This window comes from Aliiroseovarius sp. CAU 1755, from assembly GCF_054482655.1.
In genome coordinates, this window is record NZ_JBTLRH010000002.1 from 865183 (window position 1) to 887262 (window position 22080).

At 59.3% G+C, this 22080-nt stretch carries 22 protein-coding genes; 6 read left to right on the forward strand and 16 right to left on the reverse strand.

What is annotated here, in order from left to right; genetic code table 11:
* Nucleotides 1-29 precede the first annotated feature (29 nt).
* Nucleotides 30-455 carry a GFA family protein gene (locus tag ACXYMP_RS11285; protein WP_298569085.1) on the forward strand — a complete coding sequence of 142 codons (426 nt, stop codon included), beginning with the start codon at nt 30-32 and terminating at the stop codon, nt 453-455.
* Between the two features lie 49 nt (nt 456-504).
* Here ACXYMP_RS11285 and ACXYMP_RS11290 read toward each other — a convergent pair whose 3' ends face one another.
* Nucleotides 505-2700, reverse strand: coding sequence for a primosomal protein N' (locus ACXYMP_RS11290; RefSeq protein WP_458906350.1), 2196 nt, complete (start codon nt 2698-2700; stop codon nt 505-507).
* Between the two features lie 102 nt (nt 2701-2802).
* On the opposite strand from ACXYMP_RS11290, the gene fsa reads away from it, so the two are divergent.
* The 4 genes from fsa (at nt 2803) to ACXYMP_RS11310 (ending at nt 6007) form a co-directional block, all read left to right on the forward strand.
* The gene (fsa, locus tag ACXYMP_RS11295) at nt 2803-3456 is read left to right on the forward strand and encodes a fructose-6-phosphate aldolase (RefSeq protein ID WP_298569081.1); all 654 of its coding nucleotides are present in this window, start codon (nt 2803-2805) and stop codon (nt 3454-3456) included.
* A 138-nt stretch (nt 3457-3594) separates the two neighbouring features.
* Complete coding sequence (locus tag ACXYMP_RS11300; protein ID WP_298569079.1) at nt 3595-4302, forward strand: DUF484 family protein; 708 nt, start codon at nt 3595-3597, stop codon at nt 4300-4302.
* A gap of 17 nt (nt 4303-4319) precedes the next feature.
* Complete coding sequence (locus tag ACXYMP_RS11305; protein WP_458906521.1) at nt 4320-5234, forward strand: tyrosine recombinase XerC; 915 nt, start codon at nt 4320-4322, stop codon at nt 5232-5234.
* A gap of 65 nt (nt 5235-5299) precedes the next feature.
* Complete coding sequence (locus ACXYMP_RS11310; RefSeq protein ID WP_298569077.1) at nt 5300-6007, forward strand: CDP-alcohol phosphatidyltransferase family protein; 708 nt, start codon at nt 5300-5302, stop codon at nt 6005-6007.
* Between the two features lie 19 nt (nt 6008-6026).
* On the opposite strand, the gene ACXYMP_RS11315 is transcribed toward ACXYMP_RS11310, so the two are convergent.
* From ACXYMP_RS11315 to ileS, 12 genes are all read right to left on the reverse strand, one after another.
* Nucleotides 6027-6476 carry a molybdenum cofactor biosynthesis protein MoaE gene (locus ACXYMP_RS11315; RefSeq protein ID WP_298569075.1) on the reverse strand — a complete coding sequence of 150 codons (450 nt, stop codon included), beginning with the start codon at nt 6474-6476 and terminating at the stop codon, nt 6027-6029.
* A gap of 1 nt (nt 6477) precedes the next feature.
* Nucleotides 6478-6726, reverse strand: coding sequence for a molybdopterin converting factor subunit 1 (gene moaD, locus ACXYMP_RS11320; protein WP_298569073.1), 249 nt, complete (start codon nt 6724-6726; stop codon nt 6478-6480).
* Complete coding sequence (pgsA, locus tag ACXYMP_RS11325; protein ID WP_298569071.1) at nt 6719-7393, reverse strand: CDP-diacylglycerol--glycerol-3-phosphate 3-phosphatidyltransferase; 675 nt, start codon at nt 7391-7393, stop codon at nt 6719-6721. The genes moaD and pgsA overlap by 8 nt, the downstream gene beginning before the upstream one ends.
* A gap of 18 nt (nt 7394-7411) precedes the next feature.
* Nucleotides 7412-9295, reverse strand: coding sequence for an excinuclease ABC subunit UvrC (uvrC, locus tag ACXYMP_RS11330; protein ID WP_298569069.1), 1884 nt, complete (start codon nt 9293-9295; stop codon nt 7412-7414).
* Nucleotides 9296-9617: 322 nt separating this feature from the next.
* Complete coding sequence (locus ACXYMP_RS11335; protein ID WP_458906354.1) at nt 9618-10400, reverse strand: SDR family oxidoreductase; 783 nt, start codon at nt 10398-10400, stop codon at nt 9618-9620.
* A 3-nt stretch (nt 10401-10403) separates the two neighbouring features.
* A complete protein-coding gene (locus tag ACXYMP_RS11340; RefSeq protein WP_458906356.1) occupies nt 10404-11372 on the reverse strand; it encodes a calcium/sodium antiporter in 969 nt (322 codons plus the stop codon).
* 168 nt (nt 11373-11540) lie between these two features.
* Nucleotides 11541-12338 carry a S49 family peptidase gene (locus tag ACXYMP_RS11345; RefSeq protein ID WP_298569497.1) on the reverse strand — a complete coding sequence of 266 codons (798 nt, stop codon included), beginning with the start codon at nt 12336-12338 and terminating at the stop codon, nt 11541-11543.
* 79 nt (nt 12339-12417) lie between these two features.
* A complete protein-coding gene (locus ACXYMP_RS11350) occupies nt 12418-13179 on the reverse strand; it encodes an ABC transporter permease (protein ID WP_298569061.1) in 762 nt (253 codons plus the stop codon).
* Nucleotides 13176-14102 (reverse strand): ABC transporter ATP-binding protein, encoded by a 927-nt coding sequence (locus ACXYMP_RS11355; RefSeq protein WP_458906359.1) that lies wholly within the window; start codon nt 14100-14102, stop codon nt 13176-13178. The genes ACXYMP_RS11350 and ACXYMP_RS11355 overlap by 4 nt, the downstream gene beginning before the upstream one ends.
* Nucleotides 14103-14168: 66 nt before the next feature.
* A complete protein-coding gene (locus ACXYMP_RS11360; protein WP_458906361.1) occupies nt 14169-14627 on the reverse strand; it encodes a methylated-DNA--[protein]-cysteine S-methyltransferase in 459 nt (152 codons plus the stop codon).
* A gap of 65 nt (nt 14628-14692) precedes the next feature.
* Nucleotides 14693-15463 carry an AAA family ATPase gene (locus ACXYMP_RS11365; protein ID WP_458906363.1) on the reverse strand — a complete coding sequence of 257 codons (771 nt, stop codon included), beginning with the start codon at nt 15461-15463 and terminating at the stop codon, nt 14693-14695.
* Between the two features lie 50 nt (nt 15464-15513).
* A complete protein-coding gene (ileS, locus tag ACXYMP_RS11370) occupies nt 15514-18420 on the reverse strand; it encodes an isoleucine--tRNA ligase (RefSeq protein ID WP_458906365.1) in 2907 nt (968 codons plus the stop codon).
* 272 nt (nt 18421-18692) lie between these two features.
* Here ileS and ACXYMP_RS11375 point away from each other — a divergent pair, with 272 nt between their 5' ends.
* Entirely contained in the window at nt 18693-19118 is a 426-nt protein-coding gene (locus tag ACXYMP_RS11375) for a group III truncated hemoglobin (RefSeq protein ID WP_458906367.1), read from the forward strand.
* Here the strand turns inward: ACXYMP_RS11375 and ACXYMP_RS11380 are convergent.
* The 3 genes from ACXYMP_RS11380 to ACXYMP_RS11390 are packed head-to-tail and all read right to left on the reverse strand — an operon-like array spanning nt 19110 to nt 21972.
* Entirely contained in the window at nt 19110-20126 is a 1017-nt protein-coding gene (locus tag ACXYMP_RS11380) for a YcjF family protein (protein ID WP_248367853.1), read from the reverse strand. The genes ACXYMP_RS11375 and ACXYMP_RS11380 overlap by 9 nt on opposite strands.
* Nucleotides 20126-20557 (reverse strand): GNAT family N-acetyltransferase, encoded by a 432-nt coding sequence (locus tag ACXYMP_RS11385; RefSeq protein WP_248367855.1) that lies wholly within the window; start codon nt 20555-20557, stop codon nt 20126-20128. Before ACXYMP_RS11385 ends, ACXYMP_RS11380 begins: the two co-directional genes overlap by 1 nt.
* A complete protein-coding gene (locus ACXYMP_RS11390) occupies nt 20557-21972 on the reverse strand; it encodes a YcjX family GTP-binding protein (RefSeq protein WP_298569046.1) in 1416 nt (471 codons plus the stop codon). Before ACXYMP_RS11390 ends, ACXYMP_RS11385 begins: the two co-directional genes overlap by 1 nt.
* Nucleotides 21973-22080: the final 108 nt, after the last annotated feature.

Below are 22080 nucleotides of genomic sequence, written 5' to 3' on the forward strand. Positions count from 1 at the left end.
GGTAGAAATGAACGTAGGGAGGTTAAGCTATGGAGTCCAAGTTTGAGCTAACCGGCAAATGCATGTGCGGTGCAGTCAAGTTCACCGGCACTGCGAACAAACCAACAGTGGCAGCGTGCCATTGCGACATGTGTCGCCGATGGTCCTCTGGGCCGTTTTTTGAGATTTCCTGCGAAAACGTATCGTTTCAGGGCGAAAACAATATCAGCAAGATACGATCATCTGATTGGGCCGAACGTGGTTTTTGCAACAAATGTGGTTCAAATCTGTTCTATCACATTCTCGATAGCAACGAGTTCCAAATAGCCGCCGGGCTTCTTGACGATCAATCGGAGCTTCAATTGACATTGCAGGTTTTCATCGATGAAAAGCCACCTTTCTATACCTTGGCAGACAAGACAGAAACGATGACTGGAGCAGAGCTCTTTGCTGCATACGCTCCAAAGTCGGATTAGATCGGCGACATCGGAAACATGTAGAATGTGGATTTAGTCGACTGGTGCTTCAATAAAAACTCTGCGGATCAATATCTACGGACACGCGCATATCCCCTTTGATCTGGAACTGTGCAAGCCAGCGTTTCAGCGCCGCTTGAATGGGCGCACCCTTGTCGGCCTTCACCAGCAATCGCACCCGATGTCGTCCTCGAACACGCGCGATGGGTGCTGGAGCGGGGCCATAAAGTTGTGCGCCGATCTGGATCAATGGTTCTGATCGCCGCGCCATCTCGGCGCCCAGATCAAAGACCGCTTGGATGTCGGGCGAGGACAGGACAATGCCAGCCAGACGGCCATATGGCGGCACACCTGCGGCTTGGCGCTCGCTCGCCTCAGCGCGCCAGAATTTCTCTTCCTCGCCCGCCAAAATCGCGCGGATTACTGGGTGCTCGGGCTGGAAAGTTTGCAGCAGCGCGACGCCCGGAGTCTCTGCGCGCCCTGCCCGACCCGCGACCTGCCGGATCAGTTGAAACGTGCGTTCAGCAGCGCGCAGGTCGGAGCCTTGCAGGCCAAGGTCTGAATCGATCACCCCGACAAGGGTGAGCTTGGGGAAATTGTGCCCCTTGGCGACCAGCTGCGTGCCGATGATGATGTCCGCGCCACCGTCGGCAATCAGTTCGATCTGCTCTTTCAACGCGCGGGCCGACCCAAACAGGTCGGACGACAACACCGCCACGCGCGCTTCAGGAAAGCTGGCACGGACCTCTTCCGCCAACCTCTCCACACCCGGCCCGACAGGGGCGAGTTTCCCTTCGACCTCACATTCCGGGCAGGCGTCTGGCATCGGTTTCGTCTCGCCGCATTGGTGGCAGACCAAGCGTTTCTGAAAGCGGTGTTCGACCATGCGTGCGTCACAATGGTCACAGCCAATCTGGTGCCCACAGGCCCGGCAGATCGTGACAGGCGCATAGCCACGGCGATTGATGAAAAGCAGCGATTGCTCGCCCTTCGCAATGCGCAGGGTCACGGCCGCTTTCAGCGTGGGCGAAATCCAGCTTTGTGACGGCAGGTCCTCCTGCCGCATATCAATCGCGCGCATGTCGGGCATGACAGCGGGGCCGTAGCGGCTGGTCAGCTCGATCCGGTTGTATTTGCCCGCTTCGCAATTGGCCCAAGTTTCCAGCGAGGGCGTGGCAGAGGCCAGCACCACTTGCGCGTCACAGATGGACGCGCGCAGGACCGCCATGTCGCGGGCGGAATAGAGCACACCGTCTTCTTGCTTGTAGGAACTGTCGTGTTCCTCATCCACGATCACCAATCCAAGGTCACGGAAGGGCAAAAAAAGGGCGGACCGCGCGCCGACAACCAGCGAGGCATCCCCTTGCCCCACCATTCGCCAGCAACGGCGGCGTTCGGTCATGGTGACACCGGAGTGCCATTCGGCGGGACGCGCGCCGAACCGTTCCTCGACCCGCTTCAGAAACTCGGCGGTCAGGGCGATTTCGGGCAGCAACACCAGCGCCTGTCGCCCTTTGCGCAGGCAGGCAGCGACGGCTTCAAGGTAGACCTCAGTCTTGCCCGCGCCGGTGACCCCACGCAGAAGTGTCGTGCCGTAACGCCCCCCGCGCACGCCATCGGTCAATTGTTTGGCGGCAACCGCCTGTTCCTCGGTCAGGTCTTTGCTGGGCAAGTCGGGATCAAGGCGCGGATAGGGCATGTCGCGCGGGGTGTCTTCTTCGCGAATGGCACCCAGTTTCACCAGCCCCTTGACGACCGAACCGGTGACCCCCGCCAGATCCGCCAGCTCTTTTTGGGTAAACCCGACGCCGGGCTGGTCCATCAACGCGTCCATCACCTTGGCACGCGCATCTGTCAGGCGATTGGGGCGGTGGCCTGACGCCTTCAGAACCTTGCGCATCGACGGCGGGTCGGACAGCCCTGGTGCACGCGTGGCAAGGCGCAGCATCTGGCTCATCGGGGTCAGGGTGTAGTCGCCCACGCGGGTCAGAAACTCTGCCATCTCGGTGCGCATTGGCGCCACGTCCAACACCCGGATCACCGCGCGAAGTTTGGAGGCGTCAAAGCCACCCTCGCCCGGCCCCCACACCACGCCCAGCACTTTGCGCGGGCCAAGCGGCACCTCAACATACGCGCCTTGCACGCAACCGCCTTCGGGCGCGCGGTAGGTCAGGATTCGGTCCAGTGGCTGGGTGGTCAGCACGCCGACCCTTGCGCCTTCCGGAAACTGCTCAACGTCGCTCATATAGCCAGATTCCCTGTCATCAAGCGCACCATAAGGGCTTTCTGCCCGCGCGCCCATGGGGTATGAGAGCGCAAACGCTCAATAGCTGCAGGAGCCGCGCTTATGAAATTTTTCGCTGATACCGCCGACATTCCCGCCATCAAGGAACTGAACGACCTTGGCATGATCGACGGGGTGACCACCAACCCCTCGATCATCAAGAAATCGGGCCGGGACATTCTGGAAGTGACCAAAGAGATCTGCGACATCGTGGATGGTCCCGTGTCCGCCGAAGTCACCGCCATCGACGCGGACACCATGATCGCCGAGGGCCGCAAACTGGCCAAGATCGCCGACAACATCGCGGTGAAGGTGCCGCTGACTTGGGATGGTTTGAAAGCCTGTAAGGTGCTGACCGACGAAGGCAGCATGGTCAACGTGACGCTTTGCTTTTCCGCCAACCAAGCCCTGCTGGCCGCCAAAGCTGGTGCGACCTTCATCTCGCCCTTCATCGGCCGTTTGGACGACATCAATCTGGATGGCATAGAGTTGATCGAGGACATTCGCACCATCTATGACAACTATGGATATGAGACGCAGATTTTGGCGGCCTCAATCCGGTCGGTCAACCATATGAAAGACTGCGCGCTGGTAGGAGCGGATGTTGCAACCGCACCTCCGTCAGTGATCGAAGCGATGGCCAAACACGTGTTGACCGACAAAGGCCTGGACGCCTTTTTGGCCGACATCAAAGCAGCGGGCATCAAGATCCTGTAACGCAACGCGATCCAGACAGAACTGTTACGAGGGGGCCACGGCCCCCTTTTTCTGTTTTGGTTAACCAAAAATATACAACAATCGGCCAATGCTTGGTGTATATTCAGGAAAAATAACAAAACGAACCCGAGGCAGAACATGAGCGTACCGGTTACGATCAATGAAGATTTGCGCGAGCAGTTAATCGCGCAACCCGAAGCCATCCTGGACGATCACGACATCATGCACGCCCTGATCGCGGCGAATGAACGCGCAATGGGTGCGAATATCGTCGATATGCGCGGCATCGCGATGGAGCGGCTTGAGGCCCGGCTTGACCGGCTGGAAGACACCCACCGATCAGTGATTGCCGCTGCATATGACAACATCTCGGGGATGAATCTGATCCACCGCGCTGTGCTTAGAATGCTGGACCCCGCGGATTTCGAGCTGTTCATGAACGATCTCGGCGGCGAAGTTGCCGAGATCTTGCGCGTTGATTGCGTGCGTCTGGTGCTTGAAACCCTGCAGGACGAAAAGAACAGCGCTGTCGAACGGTTGGGCAAGGTGCTTTCGATCGCAGAACCCGGCTTTATCGCTGACTATCTGGGGGTCGGAACCGATCAATCGTCGCGGCAGGTTTTCCTGCGTCAGGTGCTGGAACAAGATCAAACCATCTATGGCGATACCGGATGCTGGATGCGGTCCGAAGCCTGTATCCGCCTTGATTTGGGAGAGGGACGCCTGCCGGGCATGCTGGTTCTCGGCGTAGAGGACCCCGACCAGTTCAAGCCGGGACAGGGCACCGATCTTTTGTCTTTCTTTGGTGGCGTCTTCGAACGGGCCATGCGCCGCTGGTTGTCGTGACCGCCACAAACACATTGATGATTTCCGAAGGCGCGCGCGACGCGCTTTGCACGTGGCTTGATCACATCCGGGCGCTGGATGGCGCGTCGGTCAACACGATTTCCGCCTATCAAACCGACCTTGCCGGGTTTCTGGCTTTCATGTCTGGTCACCTCGGTGGCGCGACCGGGCGGGGCGCGTTGGCCGCTGTTACCTTGTCTGACATGCGCGCATGGATGGCGAACGAGCGTAATCGAGGCGTTGGCGCTCGGTCTTTGGCCCGTTCCCTGTCTGCCGTGAAAAGCTTTTACCGCTGGCTCAGCGAACGCGATGGGTTTGATGCGACGGCCGTTTTGTCGACACGCAGCCCGAAATTCACACGAAAGCTACCGCGTCCGCTTGCGCCAGATGCTGCGAAAGCGGTTATTAAAACGGCTGGTGTGCAAGCACGGCAGGACTGGGTTGGCGCGCGCGACATCGCCGTTGTGACCCTGCTTTACGGTTGTGGATTGCGCATTTCCGAAGCGTTGAGCCTTTGCTGCAAGGACGCCCCATTGCCCGACACGTTGCGGATCAAGGGCAAAGGCGGGAAAGAGCGGCTGGTTCCCGTTTTGCCCGCAGCGCACGACGCAGTCGAAGCCTACCGTCGCCTCTGCCCCCACCCTGCCACACCTGACGCGCCACTGTTCAGGGGCGTGCGTGGTGGCGCACTTGGCCCGCGCATCGTGCAAAAGGTGATGGAGCAGGTGCGCCTGCAACTTGGCCTGCCCGCCACTGCGACACCGCACGCCATGCGCCACAGCTTTGCGACGCACCTTCTGGCTGCTGGCGGTGATCTGCGCGCCATTCAAGAGCTTCTGGGTCATGCCAGCCTGTCGACCACACAGGCCTACACCTCGGTCGATACTTCGCGCCTGCTGGAGGTTTATCAGTCCGCCCATCCGCGCGCCTGACACGCGATGATGTAGGTTCAAGGTTTCTTCTTTCCCCCAAAGTGAATTTCCGGCACAAAGCGCGCATGAAAATCTCGACCAAAGCCCTTCTTGTTCACCTGCTGACCGCGACAGGTGCCGTGTTTGCCATGTTGGCAATGCTGGCCGCAGTAGATGAAAAGTGGAGCCTGATGTTTCTTTGGCTGGTCGTGGCCTTCGGGGTGGATGGGATCGACGGACCATTGGCGCGACGCTATCACGTCAAGGTCAACGCACCACAATACGATGGCGTATTGATGGACCTGATCATCGACTATCTGACTTATGTTTTCATACCGGCCTACGCGCTGTTCAAATCCGGGCTGATGCCGGGCTGGACGGGCTGGTTCGCGATCATCGTGATCACCTTCGCCAGCGCGATCTATTTCTCGGACACTCGGATGAAGACCAAAGACAACAGTTTCTCGGGCTTTCCGGGCTGTTGGAATATGCTGGTCATCGTCTTGTTCGCAACCGAACCAAATTTCTGGGTCTTGCTGTTGTTGGTGTCAGCACTGGCCGTGGCGATGTTCTTGCCACTGAAGTTCATCCACCCTGTGCGGACCGAGCGGTGGCGGCTGGTCAGCTTGCCCTGTGCCCTGGCCTGGACGTTCTTTGCCGGGTGGGCCGCTTGGGTCGATTTCCACCCGGAAAGCTGGGCGCATTGGGGGTTGGTCGTGACGTCGGTTTATCTTTTGGGGGCTGGTATCGCGCAGCAGATCCTGCCTGAACGACAAACCACGCAACCCAGCTGAGCCGCGACGCACTTAGCGCTTAGTCAGACCATCGTTTCAGCGCGTCTTCGTCATCGACCTTCGCCGCCACCCAATCGGTGGCGCCGTCGCGTGTGAATTCTTTCTTCCAGAACGGCGCGCGGGATTTCAGGTAATCCATCAGATATTCTGCCGCCTCAAACGCGGCGACGCGGTGTTTGGAGGCCGTGGCAACCATCATAATCTGCTCGCCGGGTTGCAAGGAGCCGTGGCGATGAATCACCAGGCAATCTGCCAGCGCCCAACGGTCAACCGCCCGCGCAACGATCTGCGAAATCGCCTTTTCCGTCATGCCCGGATAGTGTTCGATTACCATCCGGTCAAGCGAGCCCGCATCGTCCCGAACGATACCCGTGAAGCTGACGATCGCACCCAGATCTGCGCGACCTTGCCCGAAAGCGGACAGTTCAGCACCGGGGTCGAAAGTTTCGGCCTGCACCCGAACGGTCATCTTATCCCCCGGTCATCGGTGGGAAGAACGCGACTTCTCTGACCCCTTTCAAGGGCGCATCGAAATCTGCAAGCTCTTGATCCAACGCCACCCGCAGGGCTGACAAATCCTCGAACGCCGCAGCATAGCGCGGTTCGCGCGCGCGCAATTCGCTCACCAATTCGGCAACTGTTTCGGCCTTTGTCTCGATCTTTTCACGCGGTTCACCGATGCGTTCACGCACCCACGCGAAATACATGACCTCAACCATGGTCTTGCTCCTCTTTCAGAAAAGGCATCGCCTTTCGGAAATAATCCCATCCGGTTACGACGGTCAGGGCGCCTGCAATCCACAGCAGTGCGATCCCAACCCATGCCGACCAGCGGCCTGCAGCCTCGTAAAACAGAAGCCCGACCTCGTCAGTGACAGTGCCGTCAAACACGCCATCAATTGTGGCCTGATCCATGCCTTGAATGCGATCAATGAAGCTGTGCTGGAAAATCCCGGTCGAGAACAGAATGGCAATCGCCACCATCTGCACTGTCGTTTTCCATTTCGCCAGATTGGTGACCTTTAGCGCACGTGCCTTGTCGCCCAGGGTTTCGCGCAGGCCAGACACAAAGACTTCGCGATAGATGATCAGCGCCGAGGGCAGCAAGATCCAAGGCGTCACGCCCGCATAACCATTGATGACAAGCAGCGCGATCAACACCATCGCCTTGTCGGCAATCGGGTCCATCGCCGCGCCAAACAGGCTTTCAAGCTTCCACGCACGCGCCAAGTAGCCATCAAGGTAGTCGGTGATCGAGGCCACGATGAACAGGATCATCGCGTACCAATCCGCCCAAGGACGCGCGAAGTAAAGAAACATGACCGGCAACAAGGGCGCGGCAACAAGCCGGGCAACGGTCAGGATATTTGGCAGGTTCCATTTCATGGGATTATCCTTACCGCGTCAGCCTTTGTCATGGAAGAAGCCATAGATGGTTTCCGCCAGTGTTTCGGAAATACCATCCACGGCCTTGAGGTCCTCAAGCCCTGCGCGGCTGACGGCTTTGGCCGATCCGAAATGAGCAAGAAGCGCGCGTTTGCGCGCGGCCCCGACGCCGGACACGTCGTCCAACGGTGTCGCCCCCTGCGCTTTCGCGCGTTTGGCGCGGTGGGTGCCGATCGCGAAGCGATGCGCTTCGTCGCGCAGACGTTGGATGAAATACAGAACCGGGTCATTCCGTTTCAACGCGAAGGGGCGCTTTTTCCGTCGGTAGAATTCTTCTTTCCCCTGATCGCGGTCGACCCCCTTCGCCACCCCGATCATCGGAATGTCGGTCACACCCAGCTCTTCCATGATCTGATGCACCGCGCTTACCTGCCCCGCACCGCCATCAATCAACAGCAGTTCGGGCCAGTGTTCACCCTCGCGGTCGGGATCTTCTTTCAAAAGGCGCTTGAAACGGCGGGTCAGCACCTCTTTCATCATACCGAAATCGTCACCGGGGGTCAGGTCATCGCCCTTTATGTTGAACTTGCGATACTGGCTTTTCATGAAGCCTTCCGGCCCGGCCACAATCATCGCGCCCACCGCATGTGCCCCCTGTATGTGCGAGTTGTCATAAACCTCGATCCGCTGTGGCGGGCCAACCAGATCGAAGGCCTGCGCAAGCCCCTCCAGCAGACGGGCTTGCGTGGCCGTTTCCGCCATCTTGCGGCCCAAGCTTTCGCGGGCATTGCGTTGGGCGTTGGCAACCAGTTCCGATTTCTCACCGCGCAACGGGACCGAGATTTCAACCTTGCGGCCCAGCTTTTCGCCAAGCGCCTGTGACATCAGGTCCTGTTCATCCAGCGGGTCGGACAGAAGGATCAACCGTGGTGGTTCCTTTTGGTCGTAGAACTGCCCGACGAACGCTTGCAGCACCTCGCCCGGCCCAGCGCCCGCCCCTGTGCGCGGATAGAAATCGCGGTTGCCCCAGTTCTGGTGCGCGCGGATGAAAAAGACCTGCACACAGGCCTGCCCCCCTTCCATGTGCAACGCGATTACATCCGCCTCGGCCACGCCGCGCGGGTTGACGCCTTGTGCTTGCTGAACCTGGGTCAACGCGCGGATACGGTCGCGCAGGATGGCGGCCTTTTCGAACTCCATCGCCTCGGAGGCTGCTTGCATTTCACCGGCCAGATTTTCCTGCATTTTTGTTGTGCGGCCCGACAGAAAATCCTCGGCATCGCGCACAAGGGTGGCGTATCCCTCGGCATCTATTTTCCCAACGCATGGGCCAGAACACCGCTTGATCTGGTATTGCAGACAAGGCCGGGTGCGGGTTTCGAACATCGCGTCCGAGCAATTGCGAAGCAAGAACACCTTCTGCAACTGGTTCAGCGTCCTATTCACCGCATCTGCACTGGCAAACGGTCCATAATAGGCGCCTTTTTCCCTGCGCGCGCCGCGATGCTTCTTGATCTGTGGATAGTCGTGCCCCGTCACAAGAATGTTTGGAAAGCTTTTGTCGTCGCGCAAGAGCACATTGAAATGAGGCTTCAATTGCTTGATCAGATTCTGCTCTAACAACAGGGCTTCGGTTTCCGTGCGCGTCGTCAGAAACATCATCGAGGCCGTTTGGCTGATCATCCGCGCGATCCGCGCCGAATGCCCCGTGGGCTTGGCATAGTTCGAAACGCGTTTCTTCAGGTTTCGCGCCTTGCCGACATACAAGACCCGCCCCTTTGCATCGAGCATTCGGTAAACACCCGGCGAATTGTCGAGCGTTTTCAGATATGTCTGGACAACCTCATACCCGGTTGGTGTGGCGGCTGTTGCGGCGTTCGCCTGCGGTTCATCTTGGCTCATGTCGGCACATTTCCGATTCTCTGCGCGTCTGCAACCTTACCGCGCCTTGCACAAGAGAAAACATGCCCACATTTTCTGTGGATAACTCTGAGGACATGTTTTGCGCATCAAGAAAAATCCTTTGTTTTCGGCCTGCTTCGTTGATCTGCCTATTTTTTAGGCACATATATAAGCCCTTGTTATTAAAGGAAAGAAATATGAACACGCTGTAAATTAATGAAATCATTGCAGAAAATATGACCATCGACGTTTGACAATTTCACAGGTGCACAACTTTCGCGTCGGTTTTGTTGCAAGCAACCGTTCGCACAAGCAGCCTGCCTTATTCGACACCCAGAATATCAGGCGTTTCCCATCCCAAATGTTGCCCGCCATCCACCGCAATCATCTGTCCCGTGACCGCAGGTGCTGCCAGAAAATAGGCAAGCGCTGCCGTGATATCATCGCTATTTGCGCCGCGCTTCAGGATTGATGCGGCCCGCTGCGCTTGGAAATGGGCCGGAGATTGTCGCGCCCCAATCAAAGTGGATCCGGGCGCGATGGCGTTTACACGAATATCCGGGGCAAGACCCTGTGCGGCGGTCTGGGTCAACACCCACAAGGCATGTTTGGCAAGGCTGTAGGTCATAAACTCGGGCGTCGGCTTCCGAACCCGTTGATCCAGCATGTTGACCACCAAAGCGTGCGGCATGCTTTCGCCGCTCTCATCCAGCGTCGCCCTGGGCGCCTGAGCCGCAAAAGCCTGCGTCAAAAAGAATGGGGCGCGCAGGTTCGACGACATGTGGCGGTCCCAACTGTCCTGCGTCGCGCTGGCCAAAGTGTCATGTTCGAAAATCGAAGCGTTGTTGATCAGCACATTCAGCGGTCCGTCCAATGCTTTGGCGGCGCGCGGCACAAGCGTGTCGACCTGCGCCATGTTCAGCAGGTCGGCCTGCAAGGTCACAGCACTGCACCCCAACGCTTGAATGGCGTCTGCGGTTTCACGCGCGCCATCTTCGGAGGTGCCAAAATGCACCGCAACATCATATCCGGCGCGCGCAAGCTCCAAGGCCATGGCACGCCCCAACCGCGCGCCGGCGCCTGTCACCAATGCGCGTTTCTGCACCACTTATGCACCTCCCAGAACGGCCAGAATATAGGCGACATACAGCACAGAAAGAATGATGCCCCAGACGCGGCCCATATGCCATTTCAGGAACACGAACGGCGCCAAAAGCGCCGACGCCCCCAGCATCACCCACAGATCAAACTTAAGGATGCCCGGCTCGACCGGGATCGGGCCAACCAACGAGGCAATCCCGATGATGGCAAGCAGGTTGAACATGTTCGACCCGATGACATTTCCCAGTGCAACCTCGGCTTGGTTGCGCAAGGCGGCCATCACGGTCGTGGCAAGTTCCGGCAGTGACGTTCCAAGCGCGACCAAAGTCAGCCCGATCACCGTTTCTGAAACCCCATAGTAACGCGCGATATTGGTCGAAGCGTCAACCAGCAGATCTGCCCCCAGCGGCAAACCGATCAGACCCAGCACAAGGAACAGTATGACCTTCCACCACGGCATGTCGGGGTCGGCGCCTTCGACCTCTTCTTCGTCGTCCAGGGCGACCAGTGCCCCGTTCGCTGTCGCGCGGCGATGCGACAGCGCCACGCGAAAAGCAGAGCTTAGCATCAGCCCCAAGGCAGCCAGAAGCACCAGACCTTGCACCCATGTGATGACGCCCTGAAGGCTGAGGATGATGAACAGCACGGTCGCGCCCATCATCTGCAAATAGCTTTTCTTTGTGTCGCAATTGCCGGTCGACAACCCTGCCATAAGCGCAGGCACACCGAGCACCAACAGGATGTTGGCCGTGTTCGATCCGACCACGTTGCCCATCGCCAAACCGGGCACGTTTTCCGCAATTGCCTGAACCGAGATCAACAACTCGGGTGCAGACGTGCCGAAAGCGACAATCGTCAGCGAGACGATCAGCGCGGGCACCCCAAGGCGCAGCGACAGGTTGACTGCACCGCGCACAAGGCTGTCGCCCGCCAGCAAAAGGATCACAAGGCCAAGCGAGGCATAGATCAGATCCAAGTCTTAGCCCTTCCCTTTACAATCACACGGGGCTTTCCCCAGGCGATACCGCCCGCAACGCTTACACTTCAACGCCTCGATACGTTGCTGACCGGGATAGCGCAACTTGCCAAACATTGCCAAGACACCCATGCCCACAAGGAACAGAACGACGACCTTGATGACCATTCAAAGACCAAACCGCGCGTATTCCGCACGTTCCTCAAGGGCGGCAAGGGAATTGGCCGCAAAGCTAAGACCAAAACGGCCAATCAGGTTGCGGCGCGGGCCGTAGATGCGAAAGCGCACCTTGTCCCCGAACTTCTCTTTCATCGTTGGCACCACATGGCCAATTCGATCAGCCAGCCCTTTTTCAATCGCGGCCCGTCCCAGCCAAATGTCACCTGTAAACAGGTCCTCGCCTTCCGGCAGCTTGTCGCCGCGCCGCGATTTGACCTGCGCTTTGAATGCCGCGTGGATGTCTTCTTGCAGGGCTTTCAATCGCTTTACGTCCGCAGGTTTCTCCGCCTGAAACGGGTCCAGCATGGATTTTGACTTGCCCGCGGTATAGACCCGCCGTTCGACGCCCAGCTTTTCGATCAGCCCCGTCAACCCGAAGCTGGCCGAGATGACCCCGATCGAGCCTAGGATCGAGCATTCATCAGCGTAAATCTCGTCAGCTGCCGTCGCCAGCCAATAGCCCCCCGAAGCTGCAACGTCTTCGACAAATGCATAGACCGGCAGATTGTTTTCAATCGCCAACCGACGAATGCGCGCAGTGATCAAGTTGGATTGCACCGGGCTTCCACCGGGGGAATTGATGACCAGCGCCACCGCTTTCGGCCTGCCCTTGCGAAACGCCCGCTCGATCGAGGGGGCAAGACTTGCGTCATTCAACTGACCGCGCGTCCCGGTGGCAATTGTTCCCGACAGCCGGATAACATTGACCAGCGGCGGCTTCTTCAAAAAGGGTATGAATGGTGTCATGGCTGTCATGTAGACCGCCCTTCAGGCTCAAACAAGGGTGCGGGGCATACGCTTTTCGTCATGTTGCAAACACCCCTCCTCAGCTGCGCAGCCGATAGCCACTGCGGAAGATCCAGCGGATCGTCAGAAGGCAGGCGGCCATGAAGGACAAGATCGCCAGCACCGACCAGCCAAGCGACACATCAGCCATCCCGAAGAAGGCCCATCTGAAGCCAGAGATCAGGTAGACCACCGGATTGAACAAGGTGATTGTCTGCCAAACGGGTGGCAGCATCGAGATCGAATAGAACGATCCGCCCAAAAATACGAGTGGCGTGACCACCAACATCGGCACCAGCTGCAATTGTTCAAAGTTTTGCGCCCAAATGCCAAGGATAAACCCTAACAGCGCGAAGCTGATGCAGGTCAGCACAAGAAACGCCATCATCCAAACCGGGTGTTCAATGGTCAGATCCACAAAGAAATGTGCGGTCGCAAGGATGATCATGCCAATCAGGAAGGCTTTCGTGGCTGCCGCACCGACATAGCCGATGACGATTTCATAGAAGGAAATCGGCGCCGAGAGGTGTTCATAAATCGTGCCGATAAACTTCGGGAAGTAGATCCCGAACGAGGCATTGGCGATGCTTTGCGTCAACACGGTCAGCATAATCAGCCCCGGCACGATAAAGGCACCATAGCTGACACCTTCGACCTGTTCGATGCGCGACCCGATGGCGGCCCCAAAAACGATAAAGTATAGAGACGTTGACAGGACCGGAGAGATGATCGACTGCACCAGGGTTCGAAAGGTGCGCGCCATTTCAAACCGATAAATCGCGGTGATTGCATTCCAGTTCATGCCGTCTTTTCCTTCACCAGGTCGACGAAGATATCCTCAAGCGAGCTTTGGCGCGTGGACAGGTCCGCCAAGTGAAGCCCGGCCGCGCGCAGGTCCGCCAGCAGCCCGGTGATCCCGGTGCTGTCACCCTGAACGTCATAGGCGTAAACCAGTTCCTGCACGCCGCTGATGGTCAGCGCATGGTGGGACAGGCTTTCGGGGATTGCGTCGATGGGATGATCCAGCTCGATCAATAGTTCTTTCTGTCCCAAACGCTTGATCAGGGCGGCTTTGTCTTCGACCAACAGGATTTCACCGTTCGAGATGACACCGATCCGGTCCGCCATCGCCTCGGCTTCTTCGATGTAGTGGGTGGTCAGGATGATTGTGACACCCGTCTCTTTCAGTTTGGCCACGATGTCCCACATGTCCTTGCGCAGCTCGACATCGACACCGGCGGTGGGTTCGTCCAGAAACAAGATCTTGGGGTCATGGCACAGTGCCTTTGCAATCAGCACACGCCGCTTCATGCCGCCAGACAGCGTCATGATCCTGTTGTCCTTCTTGTCATGCAGGCTGAGCAGTTTCAGGATTTCTTCGATCCGTGCGTCATTGCGCGGCCGTCCGAACAGACCGCGCGAAAACCGAACGGTATTCATCACGGTTTCAAACGGCTCCAGATTGATTTCCTGCGGCACAAGGCCAATCATCTCGCGTGCAGCCCGGTATTGGGTCACATGATCATGCCCCCCGACGGTGATTTGCCCAGAGCTTGCGGTCGCAATGCCGCAGATGATCGAAATCAGAGTTGTTTTGCCAGCACCATTTGGACCCAGCAGGGCAAGAATCTCGCCCTCTTCGATCTCAAGATCGACGCCTTTCAAGGCTTCGTGACCACCGTCATAGGTTTTGGTCACGCCCTTGACGTTCAGAATGGTCGCCATTTTGTCCCCCTGTTGCGCGCCGCCACGTTGCCTGATTTTGCCGGCAATGACCAGCGGCCGAAAAAATCAGATAAGAAGCCCGGCCGCGCCTTCAAGGCGCAACAGATGAACTTTCGTTTCGACCCCTCCGGCACCGGAAAATCCAACCAGTTTGCCCCCGGCCCCCATCACGCGATGGCAGGGGATGATGATCGGAATCGGATTGGCACCACACGCATTACCCACAGCTTGGGCTGAGTTTCCGGTTAGCTTTGCGATGTCGCCATAGGTCAGAGTTTCGCCATACGGAATGGCCGACATGACGTCGTACACCGCGCGCTGAAAATCCGAACCGTTTACATAGGTGGGCAGGTCGAAGCGTTTCAAACTTCCTCCAAAATAGGCCGTGAGCTGCGCGTGCGCTTCTTGCAGCAAAGGCCTGTCCGCATTGTCGGTGGCGCGCCCCCAACCAAGCCGCACTATGGCCTCATCGTCCTCGTGGATGACCAAAGGTCCGACAGGAGAATGGAATGACATCTGAAGCATACCGCACACTGGCCCAGCCAAGCAGTGCCCGCAATCCGAATTCTGCGCCTAGCAGGCCGCAGACCCTAAGAAATGGCGTCCCAATCCCCTTCAAGCGCCGCTTTCAAGAACGCTTCCGGGTCCTGTGCGAAGGACTGGTAAAGCTTGAAATGCTCAGTTTCGCGGTAAGAGCACGCGACGATGCCGCGATGGGTCATCCGCCGCAAATCTGCGCCGGGTGTTGCCATCAGGATGGGCGAATGAGTCGCCAGAACCACTTGGGAACTGCCCGTCTGCTGCACATTCATCAAGAACTGCAACAACTCGACTTGTCTGCGTGGCGACAGCGCGCTTTCAGGTTCGTCGAACAGGTAAATTCCCTGTCGTTCCATACGTTCCCCGAAAAAGCGCAGGAAGCCCTCGCCATGGGAATAGGAAAGGAAATCGGCGTTCGGACTGCCCAAAGCATCAAGCCTGCGCGCCATCGAAAAGAATGTCTCAGCACGAAAAAACCAACCGTTGGTGATCTTAGGCAGCCAGCTTCCACGCATCACGCGCCCCAGTGCGGCCCCGTTCACCTCGACCCCGCCATCATCGGATGCCGCGCCAACAGACCGGTTGCCGCCCGTATCGCTAAACCCGCAAACCTCTGCGATGGCTTCGATCAGGGTTGATTTTCCCGACCCATTCTCACCGCAAAAGATCGTGACCGGATTGTCGAATTCCAACTCAAAATCATCCGACACCCACGGCAAGCTGAAGGGATATCCTTCCGGCAGCGGCAAGGCATCAAGCCGCACCCAGATCCGTTTCAGATAAGGCGACGGGAGCTTGGTTTCGCGCGCTCGTTTCGCCATCGGCTCCTCCGAATTTGGAAAGGGCGAGCCATTGGCCCGCCCTTGCTGTCTTAGCCAAGCGCCTCGTCACAGCGTTCGCAAGTGCCTGCGTGGCTGTGTTTGCCCACATCCGGCAGGATTTTCCAGCAACGCTGGCATTTCTCGCCCGACGCTTTTTCAAACACCACGCCCACACCTTCGATTTCCGGCAGGCGGAAGGCTTCGGATGGCAGCGGGTCGTTGGTCAGCGACACGGCCGAGGTGATCGCGATATCTGCAAAGTTCACCGATTTCAGCGTCGCCAGAACATCCTTATCGCGCACATGCACGACAGGCGCGGCCTCAAGCGAGGCCCCGATCACCTTGTCGCGGCGCTGGATTTCCAGTGCGGCTGTCACCACGCGACGAGCCTTGCGGATGCCTGACCATTTCGCGGCCAGCGGTTCGTCAAGCCAGTCGGCGGGCGTGTTCGGGAAATCGATCAAATGCACCGAGCTTTGGTCGCCGGGGAAGCGTTCCAGCCAAACCTCTTCCATCGTGAAGACCAGAACGGGCGCAAGCCACGTGGTCAGACGGTGGAATAGGATATCCAGCACCGTGCGCGCGGCGCGGCGGTTCAGGCTGTCGGCCCCATCGCAATACAGCGCGTCCTTGCGGATGTCGAAATAGAAGCTCGACAGGTCCACGGTCGCGAAGTTGAACACGGCCGAGAAGACACCTTGGAAGTCGAAGGTCTTATACCCCTCGCGCACCGTGTGATCGAGTTCCGCCAGACGGTGCAGAACCCAGCGTTCCAGTTCTGGCATGTCGGCCGCGGCCACTTTCTCATCCTCAGAGAAATCGGCCAGGTTGCCCAGCATGAAGCGCATGGTGTTGCGCAGGCGACGATAGCTGTCGGCCACACCTTTCAGGATTTCCGGCCCGATCCGCTGATCGACCGTGTAGTCCGTCTGGGCCACCCACAAGCGCAGGATATCCGCGCCATATTGTTTCACGACCGTTTCAGGCACGATGGTGTTGCCAAGCGACTTGGACATTTTCATGCCCTTTTCGTCCAGCGTGAAACCATGCGTCACGACGTTCTTGTAAGGCGCGCGCCCCTTGGTGCCGCAGGCCTGCAGAAGCGAGGAGTGGAACCAACCGCGGTGCTGGTCGGTGCCTTCCATATAGACATCCGCGATGCCGTCCGGCGTGCCGTCTTCACGGTCGCGCAGGACGAACGCGTGGGTCGAGCCACTGTCAAACCACACGTCCAACACGTCAAACACCTGGTCATAGTCGTCGGGGTTCGCTGCACCCCCGATGAAGCGCTCCTTGGCGCCGTCTTTATACCATGCGTCCGCGCCTTCAGCCTCGAACGCCTCGGCGACACGGGCGTTGACGCCTGCGTCACGCAGCAGGAAGTCCGGGTCAGTCGGCAGAGCACCTTTCTTGGTGAAACAGGTCAGCGGCACGCCCCATGCGCGTTGACGCGACAGAACCCAATCGGGCCGCGCCTCGATCATCGAATACAGTCGGTTGCGCCCCGATTGCGGCCACCATTTCACCAGCTGGTCGATGGAATTGAGCGCGCGGGTGCGGATGGTCTTGCCCATCTCGTCCTGCCCGTCACCGACCTCTTTATCCACGCTCGCAAACCACTGCGGCGTGTTGCGATAGATGATCGGCGCTTTCGACCGCCATGAATGCGGATAGGAGTGCTTGATCTTGCCACGGGCCAGCAACCCGCCAACCTCGACCAGCTTGTCGATCACGGTCTTGTTGGCATCGCCTTCGCCACCTTTGCGCGACAGAATGAATGTGCCGCCAAAGAAGGGCAGATCTGCACGGAATGATCCGTCATCAAGCACGTTGTAGGTAATGACCTGCTCAAGCATCCCAAGGTCACGGTAAAGCTCGAATTCTTCCATCCCGTGAGACGGCGCACAATGGACGAAACCGGTGCCTTCTTCATCGGTGACGAAATCGGCGGCACGGAAGTCACGCTGATCATCCCATTCGCCATTCCCGTCTTCGGCACCCGCCAGAGGGTGGTTCAGCGACAGCGTGGCCAGTTCGTCCGCCTTGACGTCCCGAACGCGCGTCCACTGGTTGTCGTCAAGGCGGGCGCGGGCGAATACGTCACCGGCAAGCTTGTCCGCCAGAAGAAAGCGGTCGCCTTTACTGGCCCAGCATTCCGCCGGGGTGTCGGTCACTTCATAAAGTCCGTAATCGTAGTTTTCACCATAGACCACGGCTTTGTTCGACGGGATCGTCCAAGGAGTCGTGGTCCAGATAACCACGTTCGCGCCTTTCAGGTCACCATCTGTCGCGACCGGGAATTTCACCCAGATCGTGAAGCTTTCCTTGTCGTGGTATTCCACCTCGGCCTCAGCCAGCGCAGTCTGCTCAATCGGCGACCACATCACGGGCTTGGACCCCTGATAGAGCGTGCCGTTCATCAGGAACTTCATGAATTCCTCGGCGATCACGCGCTCGGCGTGGAAATCCATCGTCAGGTAGGGATCGGCCCAGTTGCCGGTGATGCCCAGCCGCTTGAATTCGTCGCGCTGGATGTCGATCCAGCCTTCCGCGAACTTGCGGCATTCCTGACGGAAATCGACCACGTCGACGTCGTCTTTGTCCTTGCCCTTCTTGCGGTACTGTTCTTCGATCTTCCACTCGATGGGCAGACCGTGACAATCCCAGCCCGGCACATAACGCGCGTCGAACCCCATCATCTGGTGGCTGCGCACGATCATGTCCTTGATCGTCTTGTTCAGCGCGTGACCGATATGCAGATGCCCGTTGGCATAGGGGGGGCCATCGTGCAGCACGAAGGGCGTGCGGCCTTCTTTTTCGCGCAGGCGGTCATAGACGCCGATCTTTTCCCACCGGGCCAGCCATTCAGGCTCGCGCTTGGGCAGGCCTGCGCGCATGGGGAATTCGGTGACGGGAAGCGTCAAAGTGTCTTTGTATTCAGGGGTGTCGGCACACATGTGTCCGGTCCTTTTCAGGATATTTCGCAATCTATCGGATGGGTCGGCGCGGGTCGCCCATGCGCCTTGTCCCGGCGGCTCAGTGGGTCAGAGCGCCGGGCTGATAATTCGAATAATGATGGCTTTGGCATGCATCATGGGCGCGTTATAGGCGCGTGGGTCGGCGGCGTAAAGACTTGGCAGACCGGCACTGATCATGACGTGGTGCGCGCAATTGTCTCTTTCGCCTGCACACTAATCTGACTAAAAGCATCAGATTAGCAGGAGCCACCATGACTGACCTCAACCCCCTTGCCCGCTTTCCCGTGTCCGGCGACCAGATCGCGCGGGTCATGCAGGTGTTTTATACGCACATTCGACGCCACCCCGAGCTTGGCCCGGTGTTCAACGCCCATATAGGCGAAACCGACGCCGAGTGGGCCGCCCATATCGACAAGATTGAAAGCTTTTGGCGCAACGCGATCTTGCGTGAGAAAGGGTATGACGGGAACCCGATGCGCGTTCATGTTGGGTCGCCCGACATCCGGCTGGAGCATTTCGCCCCGTGGCTTGAGATGTTCGAGGACGTATTGCGGCAGGAGTTGCCCGAAGATCTGGCCAATACGTGGATCGCCTTGGCGCAGCGCATCGGACGGGCCTTCAAGTTCCAGATGGAGGATACGCGCAGGCCTGCCTCTGCCCCACCGAAACTATTCTGACTTCGTCCCGAACAGCCCTGTCAGGGCACGTTTCACAATTCCGGTGACGCTTGGGCGTTTCTTGGGGCCGAAGGGCAGCGGGCGACAGACCTCAAGCGCGGCCACACCCACGCGGGCGGTCAGCGCGCCATTCACCACGCCTTCGCCAAACCGGCGGCTGAGCTTGGACAGCATCCCACCGCCAGCCAGCGACCCGATCATGTCATCCCCCACCGCGACGGCCCCGGTGGCGACAAGATGCGCCATCACAGCGCGGGTCAGCCGCCAACTGCCCAGCGCACCAGAGCGACCGCCATAGATCTCGGCCACGCGGCGGATCATACGGATATTGGCCGTCAGGGCTGTTGCTACATCGGCCAGTGCGATCGGCACGATGGCGGTGACGGTCGCGACCTGACGGGCGGCGGCTTCGACCTCTTTCAAGGCGGCGGCGTCCAGCGGGGCCATCAACTCGGCCTCAGCCAAAGCAAACAGTGTGTCGGCGTCGAAAGCATCGCCTTCGCGCTCGGTCATGCGTTCCAGCCCCCAGCGCAGATCGTCGCGCCCGTGGTAAAGCTGCTTCAGGCGATCCACCACGCGCCGCGCCTCGGTCAGGTCGCCATGGGCAATCGCAGCTTCAGACGCGCGGTGCAGGCTGTCGACGCGCCGCAACCGGGCGAAGGCCACCCATTCCTTCAGCGCAATGACCAGCAGAACCAGAATGAACGCCGCGACCAGACCCAGCGCTGCATATCCCAGCAGAGGCTGGCGTTCGATCAGGCCCGTCACGAAGTCGTAGGCGGCGACCGACAGCACAAACCCCATGATCGCCATGAGAAGCGACCAGAACCAACGCGCCAGACGCGACCGTTTACGGCCCGCAAAACTGATCGCGCCTTGCATCGCGGCCCCCGTGGCATCGACCGCGGCCAACTCGGGCACCGGCGGGGCGTCGGCGGGCGTGGCCCGTGGCGCATCACCCAATTCGATCAGGACCGGGCCCGTGGACTTCTTTGGGGTGTCAGCCATCACGCGGCCCTCCAGATGAACCGTATGTCCGGCAGGTTTTCGTCATTGCCCGCGCCATCGGTGCGAAACGCCTCGGTGAAGCCCTCGCGCCGATAGAAGCGACAGGCGCCTTCGTTGGCTTGAAACGCAAACAACGCGAGATCGGCGCGGGCGGTTTTAGCCTGATCCAGCAGCGCCTTGCCCATGCCCCGACCACGCGCGGCAGGCGACAGGTAGAGCGCATGAACCTCGCCCCCGTCACGGGCCAGAAACCCCCGCACGCGGCCCCGTTCACGCGCGACCACGGTCCAGCCGCGATCCACCAGCATCCGCGCGAACCCCTTTTCATCCGCGCGGCTGTGGACGCGCGGCATCCACGGCGTCGCGGCCACCCAACCGGTCAGGATATTGGCAATCGCGGGCACGTCCGCCGGGGTTGCTGGCGCGATCATCACAGGCGATCCCCGATCAGAAATTCCGCGGCCTTGTCCAGCCGGATATGCGGCGGCCCCTCGCCGGGTCTGAGCGTGACAGCGGCAGGCGCAAACCGCATGATCTGGTAATCTGCATCCAACCACGCCTCGGCCCCGTCACGCGCGGGCGACAGAAGGCGGGATGGGTCATCGGGCAGCGCGCCGGGATAGAACGCGGCCGTCTTGCCGCTGTCCAGCAACGTCCCGCGGACGCAGTCAAGCGTTTGGCCGTCATGCTCCAACCGTTCCTCGACCGTGGTGCGCAGCGCGGCGATGGACATGGCGGCGGTCTTGGCGCCCGCAAAATCTGCGCGATCACGGGCTTCGCGCAAAAGCGCCTCGGTGATCGCGGTCAGGCGGGGGTGCTGGCTGTGATGCAGGTGGTCGGCCTTGGTGGCGGCAAAGAGGATGCGTTCGACCCGCCGCCCCAAGAAGATCGAGCTGAGAAACGCATTCGCGCCGGGGCGAAAGGCGGTCAGGATCTCGGCCATCGCGCGGCGCAGGTCTTCCAGCGCAGCGGGGCCGGAATGGATCGCGCCCAGCACATCCACCAGCACGATCTGACGGTCGATCTTGGCGAAATGATTGCGGAAGAACGGTTTTACCACGCGGGATTTATAGGCCTCGAACCGCCGCTCCATCTCGCGCCACAAGCTTTTGCGCGGGGTGGTGTCGGGATGCGGGATCGGGGCGAAGGTCAGGGCCGGGCTTCCCTCCATATCGCCGGGCAGCAGGAAACGCCCCGGCGTGCAGTCGCTATATCCATCCTCGCGCGCGGCGGTCAGATAGCCGGCAAATCCGCCAGCAAGGCGCTTGGCCTCCATTTCGTCAAGCGGTGCGGCCCCATCGATGCCTTGAAGCATGCCCAGATAGCTGTCCGCCTGGGGGCGGTCCGCGATCCGGTCCAACACCTGCGCGGCCCAATCGGTATAGCTGAGGTCCAACAGTGACAAATCCAACAGCCATTCACCGGGGTAATCCACGATATCCAGATGCACGGTGCGCGGCCCACGCAGCCCACCCAACAGACCCGAGGGCTGAACCCGAAATGACAGCCGCAACTCCGACGTCGCGCGGGTTGAGGCAGGCCAATGCGGGGTCGGCCCGGTCATCGCCGCCAGATGTGTTTCGAAATCGAAACGCGGCACCGTATCGTCTGGCTGAGGTTGCAGAAACGCAGTTTGAATGCGCCCGTCCGCCGCTGCCATCAGGCCAGACATTCGCCCCCTGTTCATCAGATTTGCCACCAGCGACGTAATGAAAACGGTCTTGCCCGCGCGTGACAACCCGGTCACGCCCAAGCGGATCACCGGTTCGAACAGCGCCTCGCTGGTCGCGTCGCCGATCGCTTCGATCTGACGCGTGATACTGTCTGCGATATCGCCTAGCCCCACAGGTGCCTCCGTCTTTCAATTAGGCTGAACATAGGCGCGCGGACACCCATGTGCCAGAGGGGAGCTTTCAATGCGCTCTCCCCTTGGAGTCGCGCCTTGCCCGCACCG